The organism is Ruegeria sp. N4 (assembly GCF_056531425.1).
In genome coordinates, this window is sequence record NZ_JBQFLT010000009.1 from 20,535 (window position 1) to 45,906 (window position 25,372).

The following is a 25,372-nucleotide window of genomic DNA, read 5'->3' on the forward strand; positions in this document are numbered from 1 at the left end:
CACCAATATGGCAGCATCTCCTGAAAAACGCGGTTGGATCCGCCGCCTCTGGTCCTGGATCTGGACCCCGGCTGTGGCCTTCAGTTCCGGGTTCCTGATTCTGGCGGGTTTTCTGGCCGGTATCCTGTTCTGGGGTGGGTTCCACTGGACACTGGAACTGACCAATACCGAGGAATTCTGCGTCTCGTGCCACACGATGGAAACCAACCTGGGCGAATATCGCGAGACCATCCACTATAACAACCACTCTGGCGTGCGGGCGATCTGTTCCGACTGCCACGTGCCGCACGAGTGGAATCACAAGATCAAGGCCAAGATCATGGCCGTGAAGGACGTGTATCACGAACTGGCCGGGACCATCAGCACGCCTGAGAAATACGAGGCGCATCGCCTCAGCATGGCCTCGGCGGTCTGGAAGAAGATGAAGGCGTCGGACAGCCGCGAATGCCGGAACTGCCACAACTTCGACTATATGGACTTCACCATTCAGGAAACCCGCGCCGCATCCGAGCATCAGCGCGCCATCGACAACAACATGACCTGCATCGACTGCCATCAGGGCATCGCGCACAGCCTGCCGCCCAATTACCTTGAGACCTACGAGGATGTAACGGCCGAACTGGAAGGCAAAGCACCGTTGCAGCAGCACGCAACCGCCGACAGCGACGAAATCCGGTCATTCCTGTCCACGCGGACCGATTGAGAAGGGGCGAGATATGCTTGATATTCTGGGAACCATCGGCGGCAATATCCTAAGCTTGCCGGGTATTCTTGGCCTCGCCCTTGGCATGATGACCCGCCGTCTGTGGCTGGGCGCAACGTTGGGCGGTCTGGTCGGTGTGGCCGAAACCCTGGTATTTGCCGGGTTTCAGTTCGCCCATGTCGAAGCGCTGGAACTGATGATTGCTATCGTGGTTGGCGTTTGTGCAGGCAGCGTCGGCACGATGATCCGGCTGAAAGGCGCGACCGTCTGACGGCGTTCTACCCCGGGTAAACAACAGATTGATGTCAGACGCTCCGGACTGCGGTCCGGGGCGTTTTTCTGTCAGGTCCGTGATTTTCCATAATGACGGAAATCTCGGCATAATGACGAATATGACGTGCTTTTCGTCAAGATACCCCCTGCGAAATGACCATCCTCTGCGCCACTCTTGAAGGAAAACCAGAAAGAGGAGGCACGCAATGTCCTGGACTGTTTGCGTCGTAGGGGCTGGCAAGATCGGGCAGATGATCGCCACGCTTCTGAAAGGATCACCGAATTACAGCGTCACCGTCGCAGATCACGATCTGAAAGCGCTGGGCGAGGTTGCAAAGCTGGGCGTGGCCACCAAGCAGATCGATGCGAAAGACGCTGAGGGGCTGGCCGAGGGGCTGGATGGCTTCGACGCCGTCATCTCAGCAGCCCCGTTCTTTCTGACCCCGACCATTGCCAAAGCGGCCAAACAGGCAGGCGCGCATTACTTTGACCTGACCGAGGATGTCGCGGCCACCAACGCGGTGCGCGAACTGGCCGACGGAAGCCAAACCGCCTTCATGCCGCAATGCGGTCTGGCACCCGGATTTGTCGGTATCGCGGGCGCGTCGCTGGCGGCGGAATTCGACCAGATCGACAGTCTGCACATGCGGGTGGGGGCCTTGCCGCTTTTTCCCACCAACGCGCTGAAATACAATCTGACATGGTCCACGGACGGGTTGATCAACGAATACTGCAACCCCTGCGATGCCATCGTGAATGGTGAACGCGTCAAGACCGCACCGCTGGAAGACTATGAGGTGCTGGGCCATGACGGGGTGGAATACGAATGTTTCAACACCTCCGGCGGTCTGGGGACATTGCCGGAAACGCTGGAGGGCAAGGCGCGGGCGGTCTCCTATCGCTCGATCCGCTATCCGGGCCATTGTGATATCCTGAAACTGCTGCTGCACGATCTGGGGCTGGAACGCCGCCGCGATTTGCTGAAAGAGATCTTCGAGGCCGCCCTGCCGCGCACCGATCAGGATGTGGTGTTGGTTTATTGCACGGCCAAAGGCATGATCGACGGAGCGCTGCGCGAGAAATCCCTTATCAACAAAAGTTTCGCCCGCGAGATCAACGGACAGGTCTGGAGCGCCATTCAGGTCACCACCGCCGCAGGTGTTCTGGGCGTCGTTGATCTGATGCGCACCGGCGTGCTGCCCTCGACCGGATTTGTCCGACAAGAGCAGGTGAACCTGTCCGATTTCCTGAACACCGAATTTGGCCGGCTCTACCGGGCGGGCGATGTAACCCCACAGAACAAGGCGGCCTGAGATATGAAAGACGTTGTGATGACTGCAGAAACCACTCTGGCAAACCTCGACCTGACTGCTGCCGAGTTGACGGGCGGCACGCTGACCGTGCGATCCCCGATTGACGGGCGCGTTCTGGCCGAGTTGCACGAAACCCCGGCCTCTGAGATGGAGACCATCTTTGCCAATGCCAAAACCGCGTTCAAGGCGTGGCGCACCGTGCCAGCCCCGCGCCGGGGTGAGTTGATCCGACTGCTGGGCGAAGAACTGCGCGCCGCCAAGGACGACCTGGGCGCGCTGGTCAGTTGGGAGGCGGGCAAGATTACGTCCGAAGGTCTGGGCGAAGTGCAGGAGATGATCGATATCTGCGACTTTGCCGTTGGCCTCTCGCGGCAGCTGTACGGTCTGACCATCGCGTCCGAACGCCCCGGCCACCGGATGATGGAGACGTGGCATCCGGCGGGGCCGGTTGGCGTGATCTCGGCCTTCAACTTCCCGGTTGCGGTCTGGTCGTGGAACGCGGCACTGGCAATTGTCTGCGGCGATCCGGTGATCTGGAAACCGTCCGAAAAATCGCCGCTGACGGCAATGGCCTGTCAGAAAATATTCGAACGCGCACTGGCCCGGTTTGGTGACGCGCCTGACAACCTGCTGCAAACCCTGATCGGCGGTGCCGCGCTGGGCGAGGCGCTGGTGGCCAGTGAAGACGTGCCGGTGATCTCGGCCACCGGCTCGACCCGCATGGGCCGCGCAGTTGCGCCCATCGTCGCGGCGCGGTTCGGCAAGTGCATTCTGGAACTGGGCGGCAACAACGCGATGATCATTGGCCCCTCGGCGGATCTGGAAATGGCGGTGCGGGCGATTGTGTTCTCGGCTGTCGGAACGGCGGGGCAACGCTGTACGACGCTGCGGCGGTTGATCGTGCATAACTCGATCAAGGATGAACTGGTTGCGCGCCTCAAGAAAGCCTATGCCGGTCTGCCTATTGGCGATCCACTCGCCGAGGGCACGCTGGTTGGGCCTTTGGTGGATGAAGCCTCGGCCGCGGCAATGACCGCCGCGCTGAAAGCCGCCGAGGCCGAAGGCGGCACCGTGTTTGGTGGCAAACGCGTGACCGAAGGGGTGCCGGGCGGTGTCTACATGGAACCCGCAATCGTGGAAATGCCGGGCCAGACGGACGTGGTGAAAACCGAGACCTTTGCGCCGATCCTTTATGTGATGGGCTATGACGATTTCGATGAGGCACTGGATTTGCAGAACGACGTGCCTCAGGGCCTGTCCTCCTGCGTCTTTACACTGAACATGCGCGAGGCCGAGCAATTCCTGACCGCAGCCGGATCGGATTGCGGCATCGCCAATGTCAATATCGGGCCGTCCGGGGCCGAGATTGGCGGTGCGTTCGGGGGCGAGAAGGAAACCGGCGGCGGGCGCGAAAGCGGGTCGGACGCCTGGAAAGCCTATATGCGCCGCCAGACCAATACCGTGAACTATTCGGCTGAACTGCCGCTGGCGCAGGGCGTCAAGTTCGACATCTGATCACGGTTCCGGCGGCACGGATCGTGCCGCCGGGCCTTAGTCTGAAAACAGGTAATCCAGCTTCATGATGGACTGCGCCTTGTCACTTTCCACGCCCAGAAAGCGCGCAATGGCGACCTCATTCTCGGCGCGGCCCGCGCTTTCACGCAGACGCAGATAGCCGTCGATCCCGGCCTCGCGGATTTGCTGGGATTCATAGGCCAGATCGTTGCGCAGGGTGGGCAACAGGCGAGAGACCGTCTCGGCAGGGCTGTTTTCACCCGCCAGCCCGACGCGCCGGGCGTGGCCGATCAGGTAGTCATCGGAATAGTCGCACTCGATCTCCAGCACATGGGTCTTGGCCGCGTCGCCGCAGAAATCCTGAATAACGTCCAGATTGGACGGGTCCAGACACAGCGCCAGTTGGGTTGACTCGAAATGCTGAAATAGCATTTGGACAACCGCCCGGCGATGGCGCGAGCGTTTGTTGAGTGTCGTCTCGATCCCGCCCAGATCGGGCAGGGGCGTGTCCTGTTCGTTGAACAGATACTCGACGCACGGGATGTCGGTTTCCGAGGCGATCTGATCCACCAGCCGTTTGGCCACGTGCCACTTTTTGCAGACGATCAGAAACAGTTCACGCTCGGGACCCAGCGTATTTCCGGCCTCCCAGAACCGCTGCCCGAACCGGCGGCCGACGCGGCCCCGCCCGGTCAGGAAGGCGTACAGGTTGCGCCCCTCATCCGAGATCGGGAAATCAACACCGGTGCTGGCATACAGCGCGCCCAGCCGGTCCTTCAACTCATGCGCCTCGGGGCTGATCTTGCGGGCAAACAGATAGTTCTGCCCCAGCAGCATGTCGAAATGATCGTTGTAGAACGTCACCGGCATTCCGTAATCCGAGAACATCAGGAAGGTCGGCGTGCGGTTTTCGATCTCACCCTTCGGGATCAGATGACGGACAAGCGTCTGAAAGAAGGTTTCATCCGGGATCCAGGTGGTCGAGAAGAACCGGATCACGTCGCGACGCTGTTGCAAGAACTCAAGGATCATTTCGACCGTGCGGCGGCGCAGGCACCACCATTGGCTGCCGATCATGACCTGAATGTCCTCGGGAATCTCGCGCGTCAGCTTGAAACGTTTTTGCAACTCGTAGGCCGCATAGAACCGTTTGGCCTGCGTACGTTCGTTGAAATAGTGGCGATAGATCAGCCGGTCTTCTTTCATCCCGGTCTTGATCCAGTTGCTGGCAAAGAAATCGTGGCTTTCGATGAAATCCCTGTCCTGCTCGTCCAGAAAATTATGCGTGTATTCCGCTGTCTTGATCGCCATGCAATCGCCCGACAGCATGTAGAAATGCGTGGCGCGGGGGAATGTCTCGACAGCCGCTTGCAGCGCATAAAGCGTGGCCTGCACCAAAGACCACTCACCCCAACCGCATTTGATGCGCTTTTCGGCGAAGGTGACATTCGGGTTGCCCTTCAGCGCGGTGCGGATCTTGTCATAATCCGCCTCACGCGCGCGGGCGTCGAAATGGATCGCCATGCAATCGCCGGCAGCCGTCAACTGCTCGGCCTGCGCGATGATCGCGTCAGGGTCTTTGTGGCACAGCAGGATATAAGCAATCTTTGCCATTTGGTGTTGCGATTTCCGTTTTTGCCCGATTGCACCTGTGATACTGAGGATGAGCGATTGAATAAACAGAGTATTTTTGGTTTTTTGATTTCAAAAGCTGGCCTATCAACCTGATACCCGACCAGCATAGGAGGCACGCAGATGGGGTTTCCCGGCACCTGGATGACCGAGAGCGAAAGCATGGTTTACCGTGTGGTGCCGAAATGCGCGTGCTCGACCATTGGTCAGATCATGTATTACTCGGATCATGGCCGGTTCTTTGACGGGGACATCCACGACGCCAAGGACGGGATGCACAAATGGGCCTTTGACCAAAGCCAGGGCATGATCGCGGACAATGTGCGCAATCACGGATCGTATTCCTTTACCTGTGTGCGTAACCCCTACACCCGGATTCTGAGTTCCTTTTTCGACAAGATTTGCGGCATCCAGCGCAACGGCAAACGGTATCGCGGCAATCTGGTGCCGACGCTGGTGTATAATTACGGGATCGAAGTGGGCGGCGATGATGGCAAGGGTGAGTTCGACCAGATCGCCAGCTTCCGCCGGTTCCTGCTGTTTGCCCGCGATACGATCCGCTGGCGGCGCCCGATGGATCCGGATATTCACTGGTCCGCCATGTCGGGGCATGTGTCGACCTTCATCGTGAATGGCGGGCGGTATGATCGGATCTTCTGGACCGAGAAGTTCAACGACGGGATGCAGGGCGTGTTGGACAGTCTTGAGACCCCACACGCCATTGATCTGTCCCAAATCCCCCGATTCAACGAATCCGAAGGCCACGGCCCCAAACGCGCGCACCCGGTCGAGGATTATTTCGACGACCTGTCGATGCATCTGGTCTATGAAATCTACAAACAGGATTTTGAACTGTTCAAATACGATTTCGAAAACCCGGCCAACAAGATGCCTATTGGAGAGATCGACCTGGATGAGGTGCACGCCAAATTGGGGGATTGAGGGGCAATCGGTATCCCCGGCAGAGATGTATCTGCTTAGAACATGATTTGCGGGCGAATGTCTGCTTTGAGCCCTTCGCAACAAATGCTGCGAACGGAACGAATGGCTGGTACTACGATTTGGCTAGGATGCATTATGAGGTTTACCAAACTCAATGCTCGAAAAGGTTCTGTGTCTTTGGGCGTGGGGATCACCTGAAACACCTATGCAGCGATTAGGTGCATTCTTGATGATGTTGGTGTCTGTTTTTGCCGCCGCAATCACTTTGGGTGCTGTTTCTCAGGCTCTCGACAAAACTTGGACCGTCTCAGGAGTAGCCACAAGTGTATTTGGTGTCGGAGTGATGTCACTCTTACTCCCTACCGGGCTGGCTCACGGTCTTGCGGCGGCTTTTCCTCTGATTTTTGATCGTTGGAAGCATAAGCGAAACTTGCAGTTGGGAGACTATGTGATGCTACAGCTGGATGGTCTTAAGTTCTTTTATTCGCTTTTAGGTTGGACTAGCTCAATTGGATTGGTCGTACTTATTTCGTATCAGCTAATGTCCTGGGTCGCATAGCCCGTCGCGTTTCGTCAAACACTGCAGCCATTTGAGGGTTTGTTCCAAACGACCGCAAAGTCCGCACAGCAGGGCAAAACAGCCCACCGGATAGACGGGCCGTTTTTGGGGGGTTCATAACTCAAACCTGACGTACGGCCCCTTTGGCGGCGCTGGTGGTCAGCTTGGCGTAGGCTTTCAGCGCGGTGGATACCTTGCGTTTGCGCGGCTCTGCCGGTTCCCAGCCCTTTTCGTCCTGCTCTGCGCGACGCTGGGCCAGTTCCTCATCCGACACGGCCAGATGGATCGAGCGTTTAGGGATGTCGATCTCGATCCTGTCACCCTGACGGACCAGACCGATCACGCCGCCTTCGGCCGCCTCAGGTGAGACGTGGCCGATGGACAGGCCCGATGTGCCGCCCGAGAAACGGCCATCGGTCAGCAACGCGCAGGCTTTGCCCAGACCTTTGGATTTTAGATACGAGGTCGGATACAGCATCTCCTGCATCCCCGGCCCGCCGCGCGGCCCTTCGTAGCGGATGACGACGACGTCGCCCTCTTTCACCTTGCCGGTCAGGATGTCACTGACCGCCTGATCCTGACTTTCGCAAACATAAGCCGAGCCGGTGAAGGTCAGGCTGCTGGCATCCACACCTGCTGTTTTCACGATGCAACCGTCTCGCGCGATATTGCCGAACAGCACCGCAAGGCCTCCGTCCTGAGAAAACGCGTGTTCCTTGGAGCGGATCACACCGCCTTCGCGGTCGGTATCCAACTCCTTGTACCGGTTCGACTGGCTGAACGCCTGTGTGGTGCGCACGCCGCCGGGCGCTGCTTTGAACAGCTCTTGCGCGGCGGGGTTGTTGGCGATCTTGATGTCCCAATTGGCAATCGCTTCACCCATGGTCGGGGTATGCACCGTGCTGCAATGCTCGTGGAACAACCCGGCGCGGCTCAGCTCGCCAAGGATCGAGAAGATGCCACCGGCGCGGTGGACGTCCTCCATATGCACGTTCTCGGTATTGGGCGCGACCTTGCACAGGCAGGGGACATTGCGGCTTAACCGGTCCATGTCGGACATGGTGAAATCGACGCCGCCTTCGTAGGCGATGGCCAGCAGGTGCAGAACCGTGTTGGTTGACCCGCCCATAGCGATATCCAGGCTCATGGCGTTCTCGAACGCATCGAAGGTTGCGATTTCGCGCGGCAGGAAGCCTTTTTCGTCCAGCTCATAATGCCGCTTGGTGATCTCGACGATGCGGCGACCGGCCTCCAGGAACAGGTTCTTGCGATCCGCATGGGTGGCGAGGGTCGAGCCGTTGCCCGGCAGCGCCAGACCCAGCGCCTCGGCCAGACAGTTCATCGAGTTTGCGGTGAACATGCCCGAGCAGGACCCGCAAGTGGGGCAGGCGTTTTCTTCGATGTGCTGCACCTGTTCATCGGTAAAGCGGTCATCAGCGGCGGCGACCATGGCGTCCACAAGGTCGATCTTTTTGGCGTCTAGATCGGCGATGTCGATCTTGCCCGCCTCCATCGGCCCGCCCGAGACGAAAATGGCCGGGATATTCAGGCGCATCGCGGCCATCAGCATGCCGGGGGTGATCTTATCACAGTTCGAGATGCAGACCATCGCATCGGCGCAATGGGCGTTGACCATATATTCAACGCTGTCGGCGATCACTTCGCGCGAGGGCAGCGAATACAGCATCCCGTCATGGCCCATGGCGATGCCGTCATCCACGGCGATGGTGTTGAACTCTTTGGCAACACCGCCTGCGGCCTCAACCTCGCGCGCGACCATCTGGCCCAGATCCTTCAGGTGGACGTGACCCGGTACGAATTGGGTGAACGAGTTGACGATGGCGATGATCGGCTTGCCGAAATCGTCATCCTGCATGCCCGTGGCGCGCCACAGGCCACGGGCACCGGCCATGTTGCGGCCATGGGTGGAGGTTCTGGATCGGTACATTGGCATGATGCTGTTTCCCTATTGCCTCGGGTTGCATTGCGTCGAGATTGTGCGTTATAGCGCACGTATCACATGTGCGCTATAACGCACAAGAGGATTCGAAAGACAGCGATATGGCACCGGACGACATTACTCTGAAACTGCGGGATGTGCGCGCGGCCTCGGGGCTGAGCCTGTCGAAAGTGGCTGAAATGACCGGTGTCAGCAAAGCCATGCTGGGCCAGATCGAACGGGGCGAATCCAGCCCGACCATTGCGACCCTGTGGAAGATCGCCAAAGGGTTCCAACTTCCGCTCAGCGCGTTGATCGGGTCGTCCGTTCTGCGCGATCCGACCAATGCGGGCGTGTTTCAGACCGTCACCTTCCCCGGCAGTATCGAGGTCAAGATCGTATTTCCTTTCGACCCGGCGCTGGGCGCGGAAACCTTTCACGTCCAGCTTGCCCCCAATCAAAGCCACGAGTCGCCCCCCCATGCCGCTGGCGTCACCGAAGAGGTCTTTGTCCTCAGCGGAGATCTGGAGATTCTGCGCGATGGGGAATGGCTGCCCTTGCAGACCGGGCAGGGCCTGCGCTTTGCCGCCGATCTGCCGCATGGATACAGGGCCGGTGCGCAGGGGGCGGCTTTTCTGAATATGCACCACTATTCGCAACAGCCTGACCATCTGAACGGAACCTGACCGCATGACTGCATTGCTGGAAACCCTGACCATCGTGGACGCCATCGGGTCGTTCGGGGCGCTGATCGTGGTGGCGGCCTATTTTGCAACGCAGATGCGGATGATGAATTCGGACGATCTGGCCTTTCCGGTCGTGAACCTGTTGGGCTCGGTGCTGATCGTCTATTCGCTGGTGCATAATTTCAACCTTGCCTCGATGCTGATCGAAGGGTTCTGGATTCTGATCAGTCTGATCGGGATTATTCAGCATTTTCGCCTGCGCCGGGCGTCAGAATAGGCCTATCCAGCCTTGAACCCCTATCCTGCCGGGTATAGGGAAAATTCAAGCTCGCTGAGGAGAGGCTTTGATGCAGGACGATCCGAAAACCCTGGTATCTACCGAATGGCTGGCCGCACATATCAAGAACCCGGATCTGCGGATTCTGGACGGGTCGTGGTATCTGCCTGCGCAGAACCGTGACGCCAGGGCCGAATATGAGGCGGGCCACATTCCCGGCGCGCGCTTCTTCGACATTGACGAGATTTCCGACCACCGTTCTGATCTGCCGCATATGGCACCGCCGGTGGAAAAGTTCATGTCGCGCCTGCGGGCCATGGGCGTGGGCGACGGCCATCAGGTGGTGATCTATGACGGCGCGGGGCTTTTCTCGGCGGCGCGGGTCTGGTGGCTGTTCCGCCTGATGGGGCAAGAGAACGTCGCCGTGCTGGATGGCGGTCTGCCCAAGTGGCAAGCCGAAGAGCGTGAGATCGAGGATCTGCCCCCCGTTATTCGCGACCGCCACATGACCGTACGGGTGCAGAACCAGATGGTGCGCGATGTTACGCAGGTCTCTGCTGCTGCCAAGCTGGCCGATCACCAGATCATCGATGCCCGTTCCGCCGCCCGTTTCGCCGGAACCGAGGCCGAGCCGCGCGAAGGCTTGCGTTCGGGCCATATTCCGGGATCGCACAACGTGCCCTTTGGCGACCTGCTGAATGGGGACGGCACGATGAAATCGCCCGACGCGTGCCGTGCCGTGTTCGAGGCCGCAGGCGTTGATCTGTCGAAACCTGCGATCACCAGTTGCGGGTCAGGCGTGACCGCCGCAATCCTCAGCCTTGCGCTCGAGCGCATGGGCAAGAAAGACCACTCGCTTTATGACGGCTCCTGGGCGGAATGGGGTGCCTTCCCGACCCTGCCCGTCGCAACCGGAGAGACCTGATGTTCGAGAACCTCAAACCGCAGCCCGCCGACAAGATTCTGGCGCTGATGCAAATGTACCGCGAAGACCCGCGCGATCAGAAGATCGACCTGGGTGTGGGCGTTTACAAGAATGCCGAGGGCGTGACCCCGGTGATGCGTGCGGTCAAAGCCGCTGAACAACGCATCTGGCAAGAGCAGGAGAGCAAGGCCTATACCGGTCTGGCCGGTGATCCGGCCTATTCGGATGCGATGATCGGCCTGATCCTTGGCAATGCAGTTCCGCGCGGCAACATCGCCGCCGTGGCGACCCCCGGCGGCACCGGCGCGTGTCGGCAGGCGTTTGAGATGATCCGTATGGCCAACCCCTCGGCCCGTGTGTTTGTGTCGAACCCGACATGGCCCAACCACCTGTCGATCCTGAATTATCTGGGAATGGAGACGGTCCAGTACCGCTATTTCGACGGCGAAACGCGCGGCGTTGATTTCGATGGCATGATCGAGGACCTGAAAACCGCCACCGCAGGCGATGTGGTTCTGCTGCATGGTTGTTGCCACAACCCGACCGGTGCCAACCTGAACATGGTGCAATGGCAAGAGGTCGTGAACCTGATCAACGAGCGTGGCCTCGTGGCGATGATCGACATTGCCTATCAGGGTTTTGGCGACGGGCTTGAAGAAGACGCACAGGCCACCCGCCTGGTGGCCTCGTCCGTCAAGCGCTGCCTGATCGCGGCGTCCTGTTCGAAGAATTTCGGCGTTTATCGCGAGCGTACCGGCCTGCTGATGGCAATCAGCGACGATCCGGCGCAGACGGCGCTGAACCAAGCCACTTTGGCCTTCCTGAACCGCCAGAACTATTCCTTCCCGCCCGATCACGGTGCGCGCGTTGTGACCACGATCCTGAACGACGACGCCCTGCGCGCCGATTGGGCCGCCGAGTTGGAAGAGGTGCGCCTGTCCATGCTTGGCCTGCGTCAGCAACTGGCCGACGAATTGCAACGCCTGACAGTATCGGACCGCTTTGGCTTTGTCGCCCAGCACCGCGGCATGTTCTCGCGTCTTGGTGCCGCGCCGGAACTGGTCGAGAAACTGCGCGCCGATCACGGCATCTACATGGTCGGCGACAGCCGCCTGAACATCGCCGGTCTGAACGCAACGACAGTGCCGATCCTGGCGCAGGCGATTGTTGACGTTGGGGTTTAGTCCAAAAAACAATCCAAAAAGAAACCCGGGCGCGAGCGCCCGGGTTTTTTTGTTGAGCTGATTGCAGCTTAGCCTTTCGAGAACTCCGGGTAGGCTTCCATACCCAGTTCTGCCATGTCCAGACCGTTGATCTCGTCTTCTTCGCTGACGCGGATGCCGACGGTTGCTTTCAGAACCATCCACAGGATCAGCGCGGCGACGAAGGTGAAGACACCGTAGGCAACGATACCGGACAGCTGGGTGATCAGGTTGGCCTCGCCGTAGAAGATCACGGCGATAGTGCCCCAGATACCTGCGAACAGGTGGACCGGGATGGCACCGACCACGTCGTCGATCTTGAACTTATCCAGCATCGGAACCGCGAAGACCACGATGATACCGCCCACGGCACCGATCCACAGCGCGCCGAACAGGGTCGGGGCCAGCGGTTCAGCAGTGATCGAAACCAGACCGGCCAGCGCGCCGTTCAGCACCATGGTCAGGTCGGGCTTTTTATACAGGACCTGGGTCATGATCAGGGCTGCAACTGCACCTGACGCGGCGGCCATGTTGGTGTTGGCGAAGATGCGCGACACGTCGGAGACGTCACCCACGGTGCCCATCGCCAGCTGCGAGCCGCCGTTGAAACCGAACCAGCCCAGCCACAGGATGAACGTCCCCAAAGTTGCCAGCGCCAGGTTCGAACCGGGCATGGGGTGAACCTTGCCGTCCTTGTACTTGCCGATACGCGGGCCAAGGATCAGACAGCCAGCCAGAGCGGCCCAGCCTCCGACCGAGTGCACGACGGTCGAACCGGCGAAGTCGGAAAAGCCCATGGCGTCCAGCCAGCCGCCGCCCCATTTCCACGACCCCGAAATCGGATACAGGATGCCGGTCAGCACGATGACGAAGATCAGGAAGGGCCACAGCTTGATCCGCTCGGCCACGGCGCCCGACACGATGGACGCGGTCGCAGCCACAAAGACCAGCTGAAAGAAGAAGTCCGAGCCGATCGAGGCATAGTCCAGGGCGGCTTCGGCAGGGTCAACACCCACCGCATCAAGCACCGTCGGACCGCCAAGGGCGAAGAACCCATTGAAGTCGCCCGGATACATCGTGTTGAAGCCGACCAGCCAGTACATGATCGCGGCGCAGGAAAACAGCGCCACGTTCTTGATCATCTGCATGGCCACATTCTTGGACCGCACCAGACCACCTTCCAGCATGGCAAAACCTGCCGCCATGAAGAAGACCAGAAAGCCCGCCATCAGGAACAGCAGGGTGGTAAAGATATACTGGGTGTGCAGCGCGGCCTCGCCTTCTGCGGCTTCTTGCGCCAAACCCATCTGCGGCAGCACGACCAGCGCGGCAGCAGGGATGAGAGATTTCATCAGGTTCATGTGTTTTCCTCGGATTGAGTGTGAGTGTCGGCGCTTACAGCGCCTCTTCGTTGGTTTCCCCGGTCCGCACGCGCAGCGCCTGCTCGACATCGAGGACGAAAATCTTGCCGTCACCGATCTTGCCGGTCTTGGCGGTTGTGGTGATGGTCTCAACGATCTGGTCGGCCATCGTGGCGGGCACCACGATCTCGAGCTTTATCTTGGGCACGAAGTTCACGGCGTATTCGGCGCCGCGATAGATTTCAGTGTGACCGGATTGCGAGCCGAAGCCCTTAATTTCGGTCACCATCATGCCGCGCACGCCAGCCTGGGTCAGTGCCTCGCGCACCTCCTCGAGCTTGAACGGCTTGATTGTCGCAATGATCAGTTTCACGTCTTTCCCCTCTGCTTCTCCGGTCTGACCGGCTTGTTTGCACCTGCAGAAAAAGAGCGTGACCCGAGGCGGTAAGAAACGGTTTTGGGGCGTAATTCGGTTCAAAAATGACGCAAAGTTGCACAATTTTTGCACAAAACCTGCCGTGCGTCTAAATTTTAGGCGGATATGGGAGGGGAAATTCCGGTAAATCGGACCTCAACATAGGCAGGCCACCGGGGTATGGTGGGCCAAAAGTATAACCGGGCAGAGTTTGAGCATGACTGAGTCCAAGCGCCGCAAACCGACATTGGTCGCGGATAATCGGTACCCGTCGAAGGGGCGCAAACCTTCGGCGACCAAGCGGGCTGCGAAACCGGCGGGCAAGAAATCGACCGCCCGCAAGACAACCACGCGCAAGACCGCCCGCAAGAAGACACGCAAACGCTCGGGCGGCAATGGCGGTGGGATTTTTCGCCGTCTTTTCCGTTGGATCTGGCGTCTGATCTGGGGTGTGACCTGGCGCGTCGGGGCCGTGGTGGCGATGCTGATCGCGCTGGCGGTGGGGGTCGTTTACACCTCGCTGCCCGATGTGGATGCCTTGCTGGACGGGCGCGCGCGGGGGTCTGTGACGCTGTTGGATCGCGACGGCAAGGTCTTTGCCTGGCGCGGCGATCAGTTTGGCGGGGTGATTACGGCGGACACCGTCTCACCCCATTTGAAGAACGCGGTGATCGCCACCGAGGATAAGCGATTCTATCGCCATTTCGGCGTCAGTCCGCGCGGCGTTGCCAGCGCCGTGCGTATCAACCTGAGTGAGGGGCGCGGACCATTGTCTGGCCATGGCGGTTCCACCATCACCCAGCAGACCGCCAAGCTGCTGTGTCTTGGTGTTCCCTACGATCCCAGTGAGTGGGAGTCGGAGGCCGCATATGAGTCGGATTGCCGTCAGGGCTCGCTGTGGCGCAAGGGGAAAGAAGCCATTTATGCGATGGCGATGGAGGTCAAATACTCTAAGGACGAAATCCTTACGATCTATCTGAACCGGGCCTTCCTGGGTGCAGGTGCGCGCGGGTTCGAGGCTGCAAGCCAGCGCTATTTCGGCAAATCCGCGGCCGAAGTCTCGCCGGCCGAGGCGGCGATGCTGGCGGGTCTTCTGGTTGCCCCGACACGCTATGCGCCCACCAACAGCCTGCAACGATCGCAGGATCGCGCGCGGCTTGTGGTCGGGTTGATGGAGGATCAGGGTTATCTGTCCGGCGCGCAGGCCAGCGAAGCGCGCAGCCGTCCGGCGGAACTGTCCGAGGCCGCAGCAGCAAGGGCTGGTGGCTATTTCGCCGATTGGGTCATGGCCAGCGGGCCCGAGTTCTTCACCCGCAACACCACCGAAGATGTGGTGATCCGTACGACTCTGGACCAGCGTATTCAGAGATCGGCAGAAGAAGCGCTGCAATTCATCTTTCAGGAAAAGGTTCGCGAAGGGTCCAAGGCACAGGCGGCGATTGTGGTGATGTCGGCAGATGGGGCCGTGCGCGCGATGGTCGGCGGGCGCAAGACCCGCGTGTCGGGCGCGTTCAATCGCGCGACGCAGGCGCTGCGCCAAACCGGATCTTCCTTCAAGCCATTCGTCTATGCCACGGCATTGGAGCTGGGCTATTCGCCCTATGACATTGTGGTCGATGAACCCTATTGCGTCGACATTCCGGGATCGGGCAACTGGTGCCCCAAGAACTATACGAACAAGTTCTATGGCCGCGTGACGCTGGCCGATGCCCTGAAGAACTCGCTGAACATTCCCGCCGTGAAAGTGGCCGAAGTGGCTGGGCTGGACAATGTGCGCACCGTGGCCAGCGGATTCGGGATTGCCAGCGATCTGGCGCAGGGACCGGCGCTGGCGCTGGGCGCATCCGAAAGCACGCTGATCGAGATGACCGGGGCCTATGCGGGCATCCTGAACGGCGGATCATCGGTTGAACCATATGGTCTGACCGAGTTGAAGCTGCTGGGTGATGACACGCCGGTCATGGTGACGACCACCGGGATCGGTGAGCGGGTGATCAATGACAACGCGGCCAAACAACTGACCTGGATGATGGAGCGTGTGGTCTCCGAAGGCACCGGTGGCCGGGCGCAATTGCCCGGATGGCAGGTGGCGGGCAAGACCGGGACGACTCAGGCCGCGCGGGATGCATGGTTCATTGGCTTCACGGCGGATTACGTGGCGGGGGTTTGGATGGGCTATGACGACAACACGCCCCTATCAGGTGTCACCGGCGGCGGCTTGCCTGCCGAGATCTGGAAAGAAACCATGCTGCGCGTGACCGAGGGGATGACGCCAACACCCTTGCCCATGATCGTGCCGGAACCACCGGTTCAGGTCGCACAACCGCAACCCCGACGCCGCCAAGGTGGCGGCTTTGAACGGGCCATCAACAACCTGATCCGGGATATCTTCGGCGGGAATTGATACAAAAAAAAGGCGGCGCACCGGGCACCGCCTTTTTTCAATTCTATCGGGCTAGCTTACAGACTGGCATCCAGCGCTGCGATGATCGCCGCACCCATTTCCGTGGTCGAAACCGGGGTCACGCCCTCATCCGCCAGCAGGTCGCCGGTGCGAACGCCATCGGCCAGAACTTTTTCGATCGCCGTTTCCAGACGGGTGGCTTCATCGCCCTGATCAAAGCTGTAGCGCAGCGCCATGGCGAAGCTGAGGATACAGGCAATCGGGTTGGCCTTGCCTTCACCTGCGATATCAGGGGCCGAACCATGCACGGGCTCGTACATCGCCTTGGGGCGGCCATTGGCCATCGGTGCGCCCAAGCTGGCCGAGGGCAGCATCCCCAGCGAGCCGGTCAGCATCGCGGCACAATCCGACAGGATGTCGCCGAACAGGTTGTCGGTCAGGATCACGTCGAACTGCTTGGGCGCGCGCACCAGCTGCATCGCGCCATTGTCGGCATACATATGGGACAGCTCGACCTCGGGGTAATCGGCGGCGACGCGGGTCACAACCTCACGCCACAGGATGCCCGATTCCATCACGTTGGCCTTCTCCATCGAGCACAGCTTTTTGTTCCGGCGCATCGCCAGTTCAAAAGCCGAGCGCGCGGCGCGTTCGATCTCGGATTCGGTGTAGCGCTGGGTGTTGATGCCGACGCGTTCGTTGCCTTCCTCGAAGATACCGCGCGGTTCGCCGAAATAGACGCCCGAGGTCAGTTCGCGCACGATCATGATGTCTAGGCCAGCGACGATGTCTTTCTTCAGCGACGAGAAATCGGCCAGCGCGTCAAAGCACTGGGCCGGGCGCAGGTTCGAATACAGGTCCATTTCCTTGCGCAGGCGCAGCAAGCCGCGTTCAGGCTTCAGGCTGAAATCCAGATCGTCGTATTTCGGACCACCGACCGCGCCCAGCAGAACGGCGTCGACCTCTTGCGCCTTGGCCATGGTCTCATCCGACAGGGGCTTGCCGTGGGCGTCATAGGCCGCGCCACCGACCAGATCCTCGCTCACGTCAAAGTGAAGGCCGCGATTGGTGCCGAACCAGTCGATGATTTTGCGCACTTCGGCCATAACTTCCGGGCCAATTCCGTCTCCGGGAAGGATGAGGAGCGAGGGGTTGGACATCGATAGTCTCCTTGCGTTTTGTCGCATTGGCCCTAGCGTCTGCGCCGCAGCGGGTCAATGAGACGATCCGGCAGAATCACGAGGAAAACACATGTTGATACCGGGAAATCCCGTCCCAGGCCTGAAAATCGAAACCGTGGGCCATGGAACCTTCGATCTGGATGCCGACAAGGGCGAAAACGGCACGCTGGTGATTCAGTATCGCGGCCTGCATTGCCCGATCTGCATCCGCCAGATGTCCGAGGTCGAAGCCGCGCTGGACGATTTCGCCGCACTGGGGCTTGAGGTCATCATGCTGAGCACCGACACCGCTGAACGCGCTGCGGAAACCGTGGCAAAAGCGGGCACAACCCGGCTGCGCGTCGGGCACAGCCTGCCGCTGGCCGCTGCGCGGGAAGACTGGGGCTTGTATCTATCCAAAGGTCGCGAAGGCACCGCCGAGGCCGCGTTCTTTGCAGAACCGGGGCATTTCTACATCGCCCCCGACCGGACGCTATATTTCGCCTGGCAGCAATCGACCCCGTTTGGCCGCCCCTCGGTCGCTGACATGCAGGGTGGTATCAAATACGCGCTGGACAATGGCTATCCGCCGCGCGGCACCTATACCGGCCCGCTTTAAAGGCTGGCTTTCAGCCCTTCGGCCAGCAAGTCCCAGACCCTGCGAATGCGCGGGGTCTGGCGCATCGCTTGCGGCGCGGCAAGCCAGACCGGCAGGATCGGAATCTCGACATCCAGCGGCAGAACCTCGACCAGTGGATCTTCTTCGGCGACCTGAACCTGACTGAAGCCGATACCGCACCCGGCGCGGATCAGCTCCCAATAGGCGCTTTGCAGATCGCAACGGGTGGCAAAGCTGTCCTTGCTGGCGGGCCATCCCTTTTCCTGCATCTTTCGGATGATGTCTTCGTTTGCATCGAACCCGACCAGATCGTGATGGAACAGATCCTCGGGCGTCTTGGGTCGTCCGACGCGGTTCAGGTAAGATGTGGCCGCGCAGAAACAAAGCGGGACATCACCAAGGTAGCGCGACACGATATCCATCTGTTCGGGACGATACATGCGCACGGCGATATCGGCCTCGCGATAGAGCAGGTTTTCAGTTGCGTCCGTTGCGACCAGTTCCAGTTGAATGGCCGGTTCCTGCTGTCGGATATGCGCCAATATGGGCGGCAACAGGTGGTGAGAGGCAAAGACGGACGCGGTGATCCGCACCGTGCCTTCCAGCTCTTGCGACTGGCCTGCCGCCGTCATGCTGAACGCGTTCATCGCCTGATGCATCTGCTGCGCCATGGGCAGCAGCTGGTTGCCCACATCGCTGAGTTTCAGCCCCCGCGCGTGCCGGTCAAACAGCGACACGCCAAGTTCCTCCTCCAGCGCATGAATCTGCCGGCCCAGTGTCGGCTGGCTGCGGTCCAGTTGCCGCGCGGCGGCGGACAGAGACCCGGTTTCGGCCACCGCCAGAAAGCTTTGGATCAGCGACCAATCGGCATGGGTAAGCGCTTTGTCCATTCAGATATGAATACATGATCTGCGTTTGCCGGCAATTCCCTGAATCATGTGCATGGTTAAGTTGGTCCCGACAGGAGGGCACCATGCAACACACCGTACTGATACTCGGCGCCAGTGGCCGGTTTGGCCGTAATGCCGAACTTGCGTTTCGCAAAGCCGGTTGGACCGTGCGGATATTCAATCGCGAGGCAGACAAGCTGGAGCAGACGGCGCGTGGCGCGGACGTGATCGTCAACGCCTGGAACCCGACTTACACCCAATGGGCCCGTCTGGTGCCGGGCCTGCACCGGCGGGTGATTGACGTGGCTGAACGCACTGGCGCAACGGTCATCGTGCCGGGCAATGTTTATGTATTCGGGGCGGATACTCCCGGCCCGTGGTCTACAGACAGTCCGCATCTGGCCCGGAAGTATCCGAATCGATATGGAGGACGCCTATCGCCGTTCAAGCGCGCGGGTGATCATCCTGCGGGCTGGGGATTTCATCGACACCTGCGCCTCGGGCAATTGGTTCGATCAGGTGATGATCAAGAGCCTGTCGAAAGGGCGGCTGGTCTATCCGGGCAATCCCGATATTCCCCACGCATGGGCGTATCTGCCTGACCTTGCAGCGACGGCCGTCATGTTGGCCGAGATGCGGCAAGACCTGCCTCGATTCTGCGATCTGCCGTTTGCCGGATATACGCTGACCGGGCGCGAGATTGCACAGTCTCTGTCGCGGGTGACGGGGGGTGATGTGGCGCTCAAACGGATGCAGTGGTGGCCCTTGCAGCTTGCCCGTCCTTTCTGGCGCATGGCCCCGCATCTGCTTGAGATGCGATATTTGTGGGATGTGCCGCACCGGCTGGACGATGCGCCCCTGGCCGCGTTGATCGGCCCCGTGCCGCATACCGATCTGGATCAGGCGATGCGTACAGCGATACCATCAGAGCAGACCGCGACTGCGGTGCCTCATGGCATCGAGACATCCACCCAGACCAGCCGGTGACGGCTGGCGCGTTCGGCGCTGTCCCTTTTCACTTCACCCGGCGCGGGCCAGAAGACACCGGCATCAACAACCTTCAGATCGGCTGAGGGCAGAACGTAATCCACCCGCAACTCCCCAACTGCCTTCCAATCAACCGTGGCGCTGTCACCCGCGGAGGATTTGGGCTGCGGATCCTGCAGGCGCGGGTCCGAGAGAAGGTTGGCGATGGTCTCTCTACGCCCGTCGCTGTGATTGGGGTCCAGATTGGCATCCCCGGCAATCACAAACGGATCGGTCGGGGCTGGGCCAAGGCCACCATCCATCAGCACCGACCACAGCCGGATCTCATCCCGGTTGCGCAGGCCGTTGCGATCCTCGGGGCCGTCGAACACGGGCGGGGTTGCGTGAAAGGTCATCAGGTTCAGACGGCCCGAGGGGGTGTTGATCGGCACGACCCAATGGCCGGTCGACGACAGACGCTGCGCCGCTTGTGCCTGCTCGGACGGGTACGGTGCACCCTCGGCCACGGGCAACTCGGCACCCGGCAGATCGCGCCACAGAAGGTCCGAGAAATTCCGCACCTCGGACAACGCAATCTCATAACGCGACAACACCGCCAGCCCGCCATGACCGGTAAACAATCCCCATCCCTGCGAGTCGCCCGGCCCTTGCGCGCGGCCATCCCCATCCAGATCAAGCCCGCTGTCCAGCCCGGTATTTGGCTGCGCGGTAAACTGATAGGGGTAATCCAGCCCGGCCTCTCTGAGGCTTTCTGCCAGAGCTGTCAGGGCCATCGCGTTCATGTCCCAGTCGATGCTTTGCAGCGCCACGATGTCGGGCCCCGTGGCCACAAGCACATCGACGACCGCCCGCACCTGCGCCTCGTCGCGCTGAATGTCGCGCAACAGCAGGCCGGGGCCTTTCCGGCTGAGCTCGGTGTTGAAGCTGGCAATGCGCACCACATCTGCCTGCGCCGCGATGGGCAGCAAAAGCAGGATCAGTGCGCGGATCATGCGGCCTGAGTTGTCTCGGATGTTGAGTAAGCGCGGCGCTTTTCCACGATCAGCCCGGCGATACGCAGGGTCGCCATGCCACGCATGATCATGCTGGCGGGCAGGAAGGCCCAGGCGCTCATGGTCCAGATCAGGGTCTGCGGGTTGTTCAGCGAAATCGGCGTCACGAAATTGGTCAGCAGCTTGATCACGGCCGGGATCAGGAACGGCAGCAGGATACCGATGCAGATGTTCAGACGACCGTCACGCTGCAGGCGGCTGACCACGTCACCGCCTTTGGTGGGGTCAAACAACGGCAGGTTGGTCCAGACATTGAAGGCCCCGTTGCCAGTGGGCCATCCGCGCAGCTTCACCGCATAGGCAAAGCTGGCGATCGTGACCAGAGCGGCGACATAAGCGACGCTTGCCGTGATACGCACCAGTTCCACCAGCGGCGCGCTGGCATCTGCAGGCAACATCAGAACGATCAGCCGGACGGGTGAGTACGGGAAGTCCACCACATTGGCGACGGCCAGACCCACGGAATACGAGAATGTGGTCAGATCGGTCGGTGCATAGCCATTCTTGCAGACCAAAGTCAGGAAGGTGACCATCGACATCAGGCCGACAAAACGCAGCCGGTTCACCGGCGGGGCGTCGCGGAATTCGATAAAGCTGGGAAAGGCAGAGTTGTATTCGGCAAAGGTCAGGATGAACGCGAGGATCGCGAGGAAGACCACTATCTCGGTCCCGTTCGTCGATGATACAGGCAGGTACAACGCGGGTGTCAGCACCAGAAGTGCAACCAATATTCCACGTATCGCCGCCCCAGTTGTGCGCGCAATCACTATCCGAACCCTTTTTCAAACTGGATCAGCCGATCTTTGCCGACTTGATTTCCAACTTGTGCCCGCCCGTTTCTTAATTCTGACGGATGCCTCTTTCCGTCACCATGGACGATAAGCGACATTTCGCTCAAGTCAGGGTGCAGATAACATGTGATTTCGGGCAAAATGATGGCGCAACTGGTGCGGGATTGCATCATTTTGGACGCAAATCCGACGTGTATCTCAATTTGATACCTAGATGTTGTGGTTTGGGAAAAATCAACCCCAAGAATGCGAACGGGGCCGCGTGCGCGACCCCGTTAGGTTGAGTGTCAACAGATTCGTCCCCAGAATCACACCCAGGGGCGCGCCTGACCTGCATGTTCTTCGAATTTGTCGATGTGGTGGTCTTTCTCCATCGTCAGGCCGATATCGTCCAAACCGTTCAGCAGGCAGTGCTTGCGGTGCGGGTCGATGTCAAACTCGATGACAACACCGTCCGAGGTGGTGATCTGCTGATCTTCCAGATGCACGGTCATGCGGGCGTTCTCGCCCTTGTGCGCGTCTTCCATCAGAATCGCGTGGTGTTCTTCTTCGACCACGATGGGCAGGATGCCGTTCTTGAAGCAGTTGTTGAAGAAGATGTCGGCAAAGCTGGTCGAGATCACGACCTTGATGCCGAAATCCTTGATCGCCCAGGGCGCGTGTTCGCGGGACGAGCCGCAGCCGAAATTGTCACCCGCGACCAGAATCTCGGTCTGGCGATAGGCGGGTTTGTTCAGAACGAAATCCTCGTTCTCGCCGCCATGGTCGTGATAGCGCATCTCGTCAAACAGCACGACGCCCAGGCCGGACCGTTTGATGGTTTTCAGGTGCACCTTCGGAATGATCATATCGGTATCGATATTGATCAAAGGCATTGGGGCGGCCACCCCGTGGACTTTTTCAAACTTTTCCATGTTCACACTCCGTGCGGGAGAGGGCCGCGCCCATGTCCCGCGGTTAAGCTTGTTTCGTTTCGTTGGGTGCGTTTTTGACAAAGAACGCCATGAAGACCAATCCGAACCCGTTGAACAGCATCTCGATGCCCAGCAGGATGCCCAGCAAGCTCAGCAGAGCTGCGGGTTCCGATGCCGCGTAAGACCAGATGATACCGGCCAGCACGATGGACAAGATGCCCGAGATCAGCGTGGGCCAGAAGAACTGCGTTCCGCGCATCTGGAACGACAGGATGACCCGCGCGATGCCGCCTGCCATGAACAGGATCAGCATCACGGTCGCCAGCGTCAGCGTGCCTTGCAGCGGGTGATCCAGAAAGGACCAACCCAGAAACAGCATCACCGCACCCATGATGAGCGACAGGATCTTGTTGCCGGTACCTTCAACCGTGAAGCCGCCGACGATTTGTAGCCCGCCTGCAATCAGCAGCAACACGCCGGTCACGACCGTTACGGCAACAGACGCCACCACCGGCGCACCCAGCACAAAGATGCCGAACGCGATGGACAGCAGTCCAAGCAAGAGCCATTTGATCCAGTCACTCATGTCTTCAATCCCTCAAATATCTAGATATGAGGACACCTTACATCAGTTCACGGACGTCTGTCAGCCGTCCTGTGATTGCCGCTGCGGCAGCCATCGCCGGGCTCAGAAGATGGGTGCGTCCACCACGGCCCTGACGGCCTTCGAAGTTGCGGTTCGAGGTCGCGGCACAGCGCTCGCCCGGTTGCAACTGATCGGGGTTCATCGCCAGACACATCGAACATCCCGCCAGACGCCATTCGAACCCGGCCTCTTTGAAGATGTCGGCCAGACCTTCTTCCTCGGCCTGTGCACGGACCAGACCGGAACCGGGCACGACCATGGCGCGCATTCCATCCTTGATCTTTTTGCCCTTCAGAATCTCAGCCGCGGCGCGCAGGTCTTCGATGCGGCCATTGGTGCAGGACCCGATAAAGACGGTGTCGATTTCGACGTCGCTCAGCTTCTGACCGGCTTCCAGACCCATGTATTCGATGGACCGGCGGGCCGCGTCGACCTTGCCGCCTTCGAAATCTTCGGGGTGCGGTACGGATGCGGTGATCGGCAGCACATCCTCGGGGCTGGTGCCCCAGGTGACGACCGGCGCGATGTCTTCGCCGCGCAGGGTGATGACCTTGTCGAAATGCGCGCCTTCGTCGGTATAGAGCGTTTTCCACCAGTCCATCGCGGCTTCCCACTGGGCACCCTTGGGTGCGTGCGGGCGGCCTTTGACATATTCGAACGTGGTTTCGTCCGGCGCGATCAAACCCGCGCGGGCTCCGCCTTCGATCGCCATGTTGCAGACGGTCATGCGGCCTTCCATCGACAGATCACGGATCGCTTCGCCGCAATATTCGATGACATAGCCGGTGCCGCCAGCGGTGCCGGTTTCGCCGATCACGGCCAGAGTGATATCCTTGGCGGTCACGCCCGGCTGCAATTTGCCGGTGATTTCCACCTTCATGTTCTTGGATTTCTTCTGGATCAGGGTCTGCGTGGCCAGCACATGCTCGACCTCGGAGGTGCCGATGCCGTGGGCCAGCGCACCAAACGCGCCGTGGGTGGCGGTGTGGCTGTCGCCGCAGACAACGGTCATGCCGGGCAGGGTCCAGCCCTGTTCCGGGCCGACAATGTGGACGATGCCCTGACGGACGTCATTCACCGGGTAATAGTGAATGCCGAAATCCTTGGCGTTCTTGTCCAGTGCTTCGACCTGAATACGCGATTCGGGGTTTTCGATCCCGTTCACGCGGTCCGGCGTGGTCGGTACGTTGTGATCCGGCACGGCGATGGTTTTTTCCGGTGCGCGTACCTTGCGGCCTGCCATGCGCAGGCCCTCGAACGCCTGTGGGCTGGTGACTTCGTGCACCAGATGGCGGTCGATATACAGCAAACAGGTGCCATCATCGGCTTCATGCGCGACATGGGCATCCCAGATCTTGTCATAGAGTGTTTTGGGGGACATCGGTCCTCTCCCGTATTTAGATGAGAATAGCTGGCGAGTGGCTGGTCGCCGCCTATAGGCGGGCCAGAACCGTGCGGGCAGCCCCAAAGAACCGTTCACGCAGGCGCGCGCGGTCTTGCAGGTCGATATTCGGGGCCGTATGAGGTCTCATAAGCGGTCAGATATAGATACTGGCCGAGTCTATCAAGGTCCCTTACGACCCCGCAGATGCCGTCAGGGCACAATGCTGTGTGGGTTCCGGGGGCCTTCATTGAAATGTCACGGGGTGCTTGTTACCTTATAAGTATCCCTGCGCCGGGGATCTGACGGCGCGCAGCAAAGGAGGACTATGTCCTGTCTCTACATACTCAGGCGGGTTTGCCTGCCGAAGATGGGGCCAGCGTGATGGCCCACTCTCAGTCAATCAGCGACAAGCTGCTTGAACGTATCCTTTCCTCACTTTCCGATGACAAGGCCGAAGACGTTGTGCAGATCAACCTGCAGGGCAAGTCTTCTGTTGCGGATCATATGGTGATTGCCTCGGGTCGTTCGACCCGGCAGGTTTCGGCCATGGCGGAAAAGCTGACGGATCGCATCAAGCAGGAATTCGGTTTCACCTCGAAGGTCGAAGGCAAGGATGCCGGCGACTGGGTGCTGATCGATACGGGCGACGTGATCGTCCATATCTTCCGCCCCGAAGTGCGCGAATTCTACCAGCTGGAAAAGATGTGGCTGCCTCAGGGCGGCAGCGCCTCGGCGAACTGAGGCGCCATCCCGGCCCGTATTAAGGGGCCGGAGGCGAGAGAG

The 25,372-nt window shown here is 60.0% G+C and carries 26 protein-coding genes; 14 read left to right on the forward strand and 12 right to left on the reverse strand.

Translation table 11 applies throughout. The annotated features are described in order from the left end of the window. Positions 1 to 7: 7 nt before the first annotated feature. The 4 genes from ACR0LW_RS14350 (at position 8) to amaB (ending at position 3,804) form a co-directional block, all read left to right on the forward strand. On the forward strand, positions 8 to 703 hold the full coding sequence (locus tag ACR0LW_RS14350; RefSeq protein ID WP_480585835.1) for a NapC/NirT family cytochrome c: 696 nt from the start codon (positions 8 to 10) through the stop codon (positions 701 to 703). Between the two features lie 13 nt (positions 704 to 716). Next, on the forward strand, positions 717 to 974 hold the full coding sequence (locus ACR0LW_RS14355; protein WP_480585838.1) for a hypothetical protein: 258 nt from the start codon (positions 717 to 719) through the stop codon (positions 972 to 974). Between the two features lie 208 nt (positions 975 to 1,182). Continuing rightward, positions 1,183 to 2,289, forward strand: a complete 1,107-nt coding sequence (locus ACR0LW_RS14360; protein WP_480781905.1) for a saccharopine dehydrogenase family protein — start codon at positions 1,183 to 1,185, stop codon at positions 2,287 to 2,289. Between the two features lie 18 nt (positions 2,290 to 2,307). Then, positions 2,308 to 3,804 carry an L-piperidine-6-carboxylate dehydrogenase gene (gene amaB, locus ACR0LW_RS14365; RefSeq protein ID WP_480883129.1) on the forward strand — a complete coding sequence of 499 codons (1,497 nt, stop codon included), beginning with the start codon at positions 2,308 to 2,310 and terminating at the stop codon, positions 3,802 to 3,804. Between the two features lie 36 nt (positions 3,805 to 3,840). Here the strand turns inward: amaB and ACR0LW_RS14370 are convergent, their stop codons facing one another. Next, entirely contained in the window at positions 3,841 to 5,418 is a 1,578-nt protein-coding gene (locus ACR0LW_RS14370; RefSeq protein ID WP_480883036.1) for a DUF5928 domain-containing protein, read from the reverse strand. 141 nt (positions 5,419 to 5,559) lie between these two features. Between ACR0LW_RS14370 and ACR0LW_RS14375 the strand changes: the two genes are divergently transcribed. Then, positions 5,560 to 6,378 (forward strand): sulfotransferase family protein, encoded by an 819-nt coding sequence (locus ACR0LW_RS14375; protein WP_480883037.1) that lies wholly within the window; start codon positions 5,560 to 5,562, stop codon positions 6,376 to 6,378. A 154-nt stretch (positions 6,379 to 6,532) separates the two neighbouring features. Next, positions 6,533 to 6,937 carry a hypothetical protein gene (locus ACR0LW_RS14380; protein ID WP_480883038.1) on the forward strand — a complete coding sequence of 135 codons (405 nt, stop codon included), beginning with the start codon at positions 6,533 to 6,535 and terminating at the stop codon, positions 6,935 to 6,937. Positions 6,938 to 7,058: 121 nt separating this feature from the next. Here the strand turns inward: ACR0LW_RS14380 and ilvD are convergent, their stop codons facing one another. After that, positions 7,059 to 8,891 carry a dihydroxy-acid dehydratase gene (gene ilvD / locus ACR0LW_RS14385; protein ID WP_480883039.1) on the reverse strand — a complete coding sequence of 611 codons (1,833 nt, stop codon included), beginning with the start codon at positions 8,889 to 8,891 and terminating at the stop codon, positions 7,059 to 7,061. 107 nt (positions 8,892 to 8,998) lie between these two features. On the opposite strand from ilvD, the gene ACR0LW_RS14390 reads away from it, so the two are divergent. The 4 genes from ACR0LW_RS14390 to ACR0LW_RS14405 all read left to right on the forward strand — a co-directional run bounded on the left by ACR0LW_RS14390 (position 8,999) and on the right by ACR0LW_RS14405 (position 11,948). After that, positions 8,999 to 9,562, forward strand: a complete 564-nt coding sequence (locus tag ACR0LW_RS14390; protein WP_480883040.1) for a helix-turn-helix domain-containing protein — start codon at positions 8,999 to 9,001, stop codon at positions 9,560 to 9,562. 4 nt (positions 9,563 to 9,566) lie between these two features. Continuing rightward, positions 9,567 to 9,839, forward strand: coding sequence for a CBU_0592 family membrane protein (locus ACR0LW_RS14395; protein WP_170524174.1), 273 nt, complete (start codon positions 9,567 to 9,569; stop codon positions 9,837 to 9,839). A 70-nt stretch (positions 9,840 to 9,909) separates the two neighbouring features. Beyond that, positions 9,910 to 10,764: a 3-mercaptopyruvate sulfurtransferase gene (gene sseA, locus ACR0LW_RS14400; RefSeq protein WP_480883041.1), complete on the forward strand. Its 855-nt coding sequence runs from the start codon at positions 9,910 to 9,912 to the stop codon at positions 10,762 to 10,764. Further along, positions 10,764 to 11,948, forward strand: coding sequence for an amino acid aminotransferase (locus ACR0LW_RS14405; protein ID WP_480883042.1), 1,185 nt, complete (start codon positions 10,764 to 10,766; stop codon positions 11,946 to 11,948). Before sseA ends, ACR0LW_RS14405 begins: the two co-directional genes overlap by 1 nt. Positions 11,949 to 12,016: 68 nt before the next feature. On the opposite strand, the gene ACR0LW_RS14410 is transcribed toward ACR0LW_RS14405, so the two are convergent. After that, complete coding sequence (locus ACR0LW_RS14410; protein ID WP_480883043.1) at positions 12,017 to 13,327, reverse strand: ammonium transporter; 1,311 nt, start codon at positions 13,325 to 13,327, stop codon at positions 12,017 to 12,019. A gap of 34 nt (positions 13,328 to 13,361) precedes the next feature. Next, positions 13,362 to 13,700: a P-II family nitrogen regulator gene (locus ACR0LW_RS14415; protein ID WP_170434072.1), complete on the reverse strand. Its 339-nt coding sequence runs from the start codon at positions 13,698 to 13,700 to the stop codon at positions 13,362 to 13,364. A 259-nt stretch (positions 13,701 to 13,959) separates the two neighbouring features. Between ACR0LW_RS14415 and ACR0LW_RS14420 the strand changes: the two genes are divergently transcribed. After that, positions 13,960 to 16,146: a PBP1A family penicillin-binding protein gene (locus tag ACR0LW_RS14420; protein ID WP_170624790.1), complete on the forward strand. Its 2,187-nt coding sequence runs from the start codon at positions 13,960 to 13,962 to the stop codon at positions 16,144 to 16,146. A gap of 56 nt (positions 16,147 to 16,202) precedes the next feature. Here ACR0LW_RS14420 and leuB read toward each other — a convergent pair whose 3' ends face one another. Further along, positions 16,203 to 17,306, reverse strand: a complete 1,104-nt coding sequence (leuB, locus tag ACR0LW_RS14425; protein WP_170738013.1) for a 3-isopropylmalate dehydrogenase — start codon at positions 17,304 to 17,306, stop codon at positions 16,203 to 16,205. A 91-nt stretch (positions 17,307 to 17,397) separates the two neighbouring features. Between leuB and ACR0LW_RS14430 the strand changes: the two genes are divergently transcribed. Further along, positions 17,398 to 17,925 (forward strand): redoxin domain-containing protein, encoded by a 528-nt coding sequence (locus ACR0LW_RS14430; RefSeq protein WP_480883044.1) that lies wholly within the window; start codon positions 17,398 to 17,400, stop codon positions 17,923 to 17,925. Here the strand turns inward: ACR0LW_RS14430 and ACR0LW_RS14435 are convergent. Next, complete coding sequence (locus ACR0LW_RS14435) at positions 17,922 to 18,815, reverse strand: LysR family transcriptional regulator (RefSeq protein ID WP_170738017.1); 894 nt, start codon at positions 18,813 to 18,815, stop codon at positions 17,922 to 17,924. The two genes, ACR0LW_RS14430 and ACR0LW_RS14435, sit on opposite strands and share 4 nt — an antisense overlap. 342 nt (positions 18,816 to 19,157) lie before the next feature. On the opposite strand from ACR0LW_RS14435, the gene ACR0LW_RS14440 reads away from it, so the two are divergent. Beyond that, positions 19,158 to 19,802: a Rossmann-fold NAD(P)-binding domain-containing protein gene (locus ACR0LW_RS14440; protein WP_480883045.1), complete on the forward strand. Its 645-nt coding sequence runs from the start codon at positions 19,158 to 19,160 to the stop codon at positions 19,800 to 19,802. On the opposite strand, the gene ACR0LW_RS14445 is transcribed toward ACR0LW_RS14440, so the two are convergent. The 6 genes from ACR0LW_RS14445 to ACR0LW_RS14470 all read right to left on the reverse strand — a co-directional run bounded on the left by ACR0LW_RS14445 (position 19,766) and on the right by ACR0LW_RS14470 (position 24,737). Further along, positions 19,766 to 20,794, reverse strand: a complete 1,029-nt coding sequence (locus ACR0LW_RS14445) for an endonuclease/exonuclease/phosphatase family protein (protein WP_480883046.1) — start codon at positions 20,792 to 20,794, stop codon at positions 19,766 to 19,768. The two genes, ACR0LW_RS14440 and ACR0LW_RS14445, sit on opposite strands and share 37 nt — an antisense overlap. After that, positions 20,791 to 21,621, reverse strand: coding sequence for a hypothetical protein (locus ACR0LW_RS14450; RefSeq protein ID WP_480585875.1), 831 nt, complete (start codon positions 21,619 to 21,621; stop codon positions 20,791 to 20,793). The genes ACR0LW_RS14445 and ACR0LW_RS14450 overlap by 4 nt, the downstream gene beginning before the upstream one ends. A 332-nt stretch (positions 21,622 to 21,953) precedes the next feature. Next, positions 21,954 to 22,559, reverse strand: a complete 606-nt coding sequence (gene leuD, locus ACR0LW_RS14455) for a 3-isopropylmalate dehydratase small subunit (protein ID WP_170455894.1) — start codon at positions 22,557 to 22,559, stop codon at positions 21,954 to 21,956. 43 nt (positions 22,560 to 22,602) lie between these two features. Next, complete coding sequence (locus ACR0LW_RS14460) at positions 22,603 to 23,145, reverse strand: DUF308 domain-containing protein (RefSeq protein WP_170634544.1); 543 nt, start codon at positions 23,143 to 23,145, stop codon at positions 22,603 to 22,605. Positions 23,146 to 23,182: 37 nt separating this feature from the next. Next, complete coding sequence (leuC, locus tag ACR0LW_RS14465; protein ID WP_170634542.1) at positions 23,183 to 24,586, reverse strand: 3-isopropylmalate dehydratase large subunit; 1,404 nt, start codon at positions 24,584 to 24,586, stop codon at positions 23,183 to 23,185. Between the two features lie 52 nt (positions 24,587 to 24,638). Beyond that, positions 24,639 to 24,737 (reverse strand): isopropylmalate isomerase, encoded by a 99-nt coding sequence (locus tag ACR0LW_RS14470; RefSeq protein WP_170455888.1) that lies wholly within the window; start codon positions 24,735 to 24,737, stop codon positions 24,639 to 24,641. 233 nt (positions 24,738 to 24,970) lie between these two features. Between ACR0LW_RS14470 and rsfS the strand changes: the two genes are divergently transcribed. Beyond that, the gene (rsfS, locus tag ACR0LW_RS14475; protein ID WP_058276550.1) at positions 24,971 to 25,330 is read left to right on the forward strand and encodes a ribosome silencing factor; all 360 of its coding nucleotides are present in this window, start codon (positions 24,971 to 24,973) and stop codon (positions 25,328 to 25,330) included. The last annotated feature ends 42 nt before the right edge of the window (positions 25,331 to 25,372 follow it).

What these genes read in the sequence shown, in the direction of transcription:
- ACR0LW_RS14350 (WP_480585835.1), top strand. Translation starts at nt 8, where the DNA reads ATGGCAGCATCTCCTGAAAAACGCGGTTGGATCCGCCGCCTCTGGTCC.
- ACR0LW_RS14355 (WP_480585838.1), top strand. Translation starts at nt 717, where the DNA reads ATGCTTGATATTCTGGGAACCATCGGCGGCAATATCCTAAGCTTGCCG.
- ACR0LW_RS14360 (WP_480781905.1), top strand. Translation starts at nt 1,183, where the DNA reads ATGTCCTGGACTGTTTGCGTCGTAGGGGCTGGCAAGATCGGGCAGATG.
- amaB (WP_480883129.1), top strand. Translation starts at nt 2,308, where the DNA reads ATGACTGCAGAAACCACTCTGGCAAACCTCGACCTGACTGCTGCCGAG.
- ACR0LW_RS14370 (WP_480883036.1), bottom strand. Translation starts at nt 5,418, where the DNA reads ATGGCAAAGATTGCTTATATCCTGCTGTGCCACAAAGACCCTGACGCG.
- ACR0LW_RS14375 (WP_480883037.1), top strand. Translation starts at nt 5,560, where the DNA reads ATGGGGTTTCCCGGCACCTGGATGACCGAGAGCGAAAGCATGGTTTAC.
- ACR0LW_RS14380 (WP_480883038.1), top strand. Translation starts at nt 6,533, where the DNA reads ATGCTCGAAAAGGTTCTGTGTCTTTGGGCGTGGGGATCACCTGAAACA.
- ilvD (WP_480883039.1), bottom strand. Translation starts at nt 8,891, where the DNA reads ATGCCAATGTACCGATCCAGAACCTCCACCCATGGCCGCAACATGGCC.
- ACR0LW_RS14390 (WP_480883040.1), top strand. Translation starts at nt 8,999, where the DNA reads ATGGCACCGGACGACATTACTCTGAAACTGCGGGATGTGCGCGCGGCC.
- ACR0LW_RS14395 (WP_170524174.1), top strand. Translation starts at nt 9,567, where the DNA reads ATGACTGCATTGCTGGAAACCCTGACCATCGTGGACGCCATCGGGTCG.
- sseA (WP_480883041.1), top strand. Translation starts at nt 9,910, where the DNA reads ATGCAGGACGATCCGAAAACCCTGGTATCTACCGAATGGCTGGCCGCA.
- ACR0LW_RS14405 (WP_480883042.1), top strand. Translation starts at nt 10,764, where the DNA reads ATGTTCGAGAACCTCAAACCGCAGCCCGCCGACAAGATTCTGGCGCTG.
- ACR0LW_RS14410 (WP_480883043.1), bottom strand. Translation starts at nt 13,327, where the DNA reads ATGAACCTGATGAAATCTCTCATCCCTGCTGCCGCGCTGGTCGTGCTG.
- ACR0LW_RS14420 (WP_170624790.1), top strand. Translation starts at nt 13,960, where the DNA reads ATGACTGAGTCCAAGCGCCGCAAACCGACATTGGTCGCGGATAATCGG.
- leuB (WP_170738013.1), bottom strand. Translation starts at nt 17,306, where the DNA reads ATGTCCAACCCCTCGCTCCTCATCCTTCCCGGAGACGGAATTGGCCCG.
- ACR0LW_RS14430 (WP_480883044.1), top strand. Translation starts at nt 17,398, where the DNA reads ATGTTGATACCGGGAAATCCCGTCCCAGGCCTGAAAATCGAAACCGTG.
- ACR0LW_RS14435 (WP_170738017.1), bottom strand. Translation starts at nt 18,815, where the DNA reads ATGGACAAAGCGCTTACCCATGCCGATTGGTCGCTGATCCAAAGCTTT.
- ACR0LW_RS14440 (WP_480883045.1), top strand. Translation starts at nt 19,158, where the DNA reads ATGTTTATGTATTCGGGGCGGATACTCCCGGCCCGTGGTCTACAGACA.
- ACR0LW_RS14445 (WP_480883046.1), bottom strand. Translation starts at nt 20,794, where the DNA reads ATGATCCGCGCACTGATCCTGCTTTTGCTGCCCATCGCGGCGCAGGCA.
- leuD (WP_170455894.1), bottom strand. Translation starts at nt 22,559, where the DNA reads ATGGAAAAGTTTGAAAAAGTCCACGGGGTGGCCGCCCCAATGCCTTTG.
- ACR0LW_RS14460 (WP_170634544.1), bottom strand. Translation starts at nt 23,145, where the DNA reads ATGAGTGACTGGATCAAATGGCTCTTGCTTGGACTGCTGTCCATCGCG.
- leuC (WP_170634542.1), bottom strand. Translation starts at nt 24,586, where the DNA reads ATGTCCCCCAAAACACTCTATGACAAGATCTGGGATGCCCATGTCGCG.
- ACR0LW_RS14470 (WP_170455888.1), bottom strand. Translation starts at nt 24,737, where the DNA reads ATGAGACCTCATACGGCCCCGAATATCGACCTGCAAGACCGCGCGCGC.
- rsfS (WP_058276550.1), top strand. Translation starts at nt 24,971, where the DNA reads ATGGCCCACTCTCAGTCAATCAGCGACAAGCTGCTTGAACGTATCCTT.